Origin of the sequence: Pseudoalteromonas sp. SR45-5 (assembly GCF_014163565.1) — a bacterium.
Lineage (GTDB): Bacteria > Pseudomonadota > Gammaproteobacteria > Enterobacterales > Alteromonadaceae > Pseudoalteromonas > Pseudoalteromonas distincta.
This window is the reverse complement of record NZ_JACJDN010000485.1, coordinates 1-3119: the sequence shown is the minus strand read 5'-3', so window position 1 is coordinate 3119 and position 3119 is coordinate 1. Positions and strand designations below refer to the sequence as shown.

Here is a 3119-nt window from a genome sequence, read left to right as displayed (position 1 = left end):
CTTTATTTGTTGCGAGCATTACAAGCCTATCTATACCCAAAGCCACCCCTGCGCACTGAGGTAATCCATGCTCCAGCGCTTTAATTAAACGCGTATCCATTGGCACTTGCTTTAAACCGTTTTCAGCGCGGTATGCGTTATCTTCATTAAAACGTTTAGCTTGCTCGCTGGCATTTGTGAGTTCGTTAAAGCCATTCGCCAATTCCATATTTTTATAATAAAGCTCAAAGCGCCCTGCTACACGTGTATCGTGTTCACAAATTTGTGCAAGTGCCGCTTGAGAAGCTGGAAAGTGATAAACAAAACATGGCTTATCTTGTCCTATTGTGGGCTCCACTTTCATACAAAATAATAATTGCAGTAAGGTATCTTTATGCGTTTCATTTTGGGCTATATCAGCAAATCCCTGCTCACACGCTAGTTGCTTTAATTGCTCTATGTTCGCTGTTAGCGGATCGAGCCCAAGTGCTTGTTCAAACGCTTGCTGATAAGTATGCCTTGTTGCCGGCTCAATATCTAAAACAAGCCGCATTAGTTCATCCATTTCATCCATAAGTGCAAACTCATCAAAGCCTGGGCGATACCATTCAAGCATTGTAAATTCGGGATTGTGATGACTACCTGCTTCTTCATTTCTAAATGCTTTACAAAGCTGAAAAATAGCGCCTGAGCCTGCTGCTAACAAGCGTTTCATAGCAAACTCTGGAGATGTTTGTAAAAAAAGAGGAAGCCCACCTGCGTGCCCTGGACCTACAAATGTGGTGTTAAAACTGGCTAAGTGCACATCGGTTACACTGGCAGCACTTAAGCTAGGAGTTTCTACTTCCATTACATTACGCGTATAAAAAAACTCACGAATGCTACGTAATATCGCTGCACGTTGTTTTAGTGTTTCAATGCTTGCGCTTGGGGCCCAAAGATCTGCTGACATATTTTCTCCAAAAAAAATCCCAGCTTAAGCTGGGATTTTATAAACAATGTTAAAGCTTACTTAACACGGCTTACGTATTCACCGTTACGAGTGTCTACTTTAATTACTTCGCCAATTTGTACAAATAATGGAACTCGTACCACAGCGCCTGTGCTAAGCGTTGCTGGTTTACCACCAGTACCCGCTGTATCACCCTTAAGGCCAGGATCTGTTTCAGTGATCTCAAGCTCAACAAAGTTAGGTGGTGTAACAGCAATAGGGCTACCGTTCCATAATGTAATTGTACATAAATCATTTTCAACTAACCATTTAACAGCATCGCCTAGTGCTTTTTCATCAGCAGCAATTTGCTCAAATGTTTCGTTGTTCATGAAATGCCAAAATTCGCCGTCTGTGTATAGATACGCTAAATCTGTATCCATTACGTCAGCACCTTCAACTGATTCACCCGATTTAAAGGTTTTTTCAAGCACCTTACCAGAGATAAGTTTACGGATACGAACACGGTTGAACGCCTGGCCTTTACCAGGTTTTACCATTTCATTTTCTAAGATACTGCAAGGCTCGCCGTCCATCATAATTTTTAGGCCGCCCTTGAACTCGTTGGTGCTATAATTCGCCATCGTTTCCTCTATTTATATTTTTTCGAGTAATCTACATGCCAATGATACAAAGAAATGAAGCAAATTTGCATAAAAACTGGCAAAAAGAATTAGCAAATGTAGTTACCTGCCCAAAAACCTTGCTTGAAATGGTCGGTTTATCGAGCCAAGTCCATGAAAACGACCTAAAAGCCCGCAGTTTATTTCCGGTACGCGTGCCTATCCCTTTTATAAAAAAAATACGCAAAGGCGATCCAAACGATCCTCTTTTATTGCAAGTCATGCCACGCCATCAAGAATTTTTAAGTAAGTCGGGTTTTAATAAAGATCCCCTACTTGAGCAAGATAACGAACAACCCGGCCTTTTACATAAGTATAAATCGCGTGTTTTAGTAATGTTTAAAACCGGCTGTGCAGTCAATTGTCGTTACTGCTTTAGAAGGCATTTTCCGTATCAAGAAAACCAACTTAATAAAAAAAGCCTGCTTGAAACACTAAGCTACATAAAATCTGATGCCAATATAAACGAAGTGATTTTAAGTGGTGGCGATCCGCTGATGGCCAAAGACGATGCAATAAGTTGGTTTTTAGATGAGCTTGAGCAATTACCACAAATTAAACGAATGCGAATTCATAGCCGTTTACCAGTAGTTATACCGACGCGAGTTACCGATGAGTTATGTGAGCGATTAGCAAAATCGCCATTAAAAATTATTTTTATTAATCACATAAACCACGCCAATGAAATAGACGCTGATTTTAAAGCAGCTATGCAAAAGCTTAAACAAGCAAACGTAACGCTTTTAAACCAAGCTGTAATTTTAAAAGATGTGAACGATACGCTCGATGCGCAAATAAATTTAAGCGAAGCGTTATTTGACGCAGACGTATTACCGTATTATTTGTATTTGCTCGATAAAGTTGAAGGGGCCAGCCACTTTGATATTAACGAAGAAGACGCTATAAAAATAATGGCAGAGCTATTAAAAGCCCTGCCTGGATTTTTAGTGCCTAAATTAGTTAGAGAAATAGGTGGTCAAAAAAGTAAAACACCTATCGATCTTAAGCTAATTTAAAACAGCATTTAAACGTATATATTTACGTTGTTACCCAATGATGCTGTTACCGATTTAGCCGGTGTTTGCGCACTTGACGATTGTGCAGCACCTTCAATAAGTGCAAGTGCTGCTGCGCCATCTGCTAGTTGCTGCTTTTTAGATAAAGCAGCGCTATAAAGCTCACTGCCTTGGCCTGAGCCAGAAACAGCGGGTAAACTTGTGCCTGATATATTCATATAACAAACCTGACTTTTAAATGTAATCCAAGTATTATGTCGGCCATGCAGTACAAAGCTTTAGGAAAACCATGGATTCAATTATTGAACAACTCAATACTAATTTAAAAATTGTTTATCGTCAGGCGCTTGATGCCGACAAAAAACTCGATGAACTACAACAGCAAGGCCATGGCAAATTTAAAGCCTTATTTGCACAAGATGCTGGTTTTAGCTTTGAAGCTAAACGCTTTAAGCCGTATGTTCTTGACGTAGCCGCTGACGTTGAAAGCTTATCTAACGATGGTTTTGA

Annotated in this window: 5 protein-coding genes; 2 read left to right on the top strand and 3 right to left on the bottom strand. The window is 40.0% G+C overall.

From position 1 onward, the window contains the following. Nucleotides 1–931: elongation factor P--(R)-beta-lysine ligase (epmA, locus tag H5072_RS15465; RefSeq protein ID WP_182694025.1), on the bottom strand; the 931-nt coding region annotated here is incomplete at its 3' end. Between the two features lie 56 nt (nucleotides 932–987). Continuing rightward, complete coding sequence (gene efp / locus H5072_RS15460; RefSeq protein WP_024596699.1) at nucleotides 988–1554, bottom strand: elongation factor P; 567 nt, start codon at nucleotides 1552–1554, stop codon at nucleotides 988–990. Between the two features lie 41 nt (nucleotides 1555–1595). Between efp and epmB the strand changes: the two genes are divergently transcribed. Further along, nucleotides 1596–2609 carry an EF-P beta-lysylation protein EpmB gene (epmB, locus tag H5072_RS15455; RefSeq protein WP_182694026.1) on the top strand — a complete coding sequence of 338 codons (1014 nt, stop codon included), beginning with the start codon at nucleotides 1596–1598 and terminating at the stop codon, nucleotides 2607–2609. Between the two features lie 8 nt (nucleotides 2610–2617). Here epmB and H5072_RS15450 read toward each other — a convergent pair whose 3' ends face one another. Then, a complete protein-coding gene (locus tag H5072_RS15450; protein ID WP_002960797.1) occupies nucleotides 2618–2827 on the bottom strand; it encodes a hypothetical protein in 210 nt (69 codons plus the stop codon). Between the two features lie 71 nt (nucleotides 2828–2898). Here H5072_RS15450 and H5072_RS15445 point away from each other — a divergent pair. Beyond that, the coding region (locus H5072_RS15445) for a prephenate dehydrogenase (RefSeq protein ID WP_182694024.1) at nucleotides 2899–3119 on the top strand (221 nt) is incomplete at its 3' end.

What these genes read in the sequence shown, in the direction of transcription:
- epmB (WP_182694026.1), top strand. Translation starts at nt 1,596, where the DNA reads ATGATACAAAGAAATGAAGCAAATTTGCATAAAAACTGGCAAAAAGAA.
- efp (WP_024596699.1), bottom strand. Translation starts at nt 1,554, where the DNA reads ATGGCGAATTATAGCACCAACGAGTTCAAGGGCGGCCTAAAAATTATG.
- H5072_RS15450 (WP_002960797.1), bottom strand. Translation starts at nt 2,827, where the DNA reads ATGAATATATCAGGCACAAGTTTACCCGCTGTTTCTGGCTCAGGCCAA.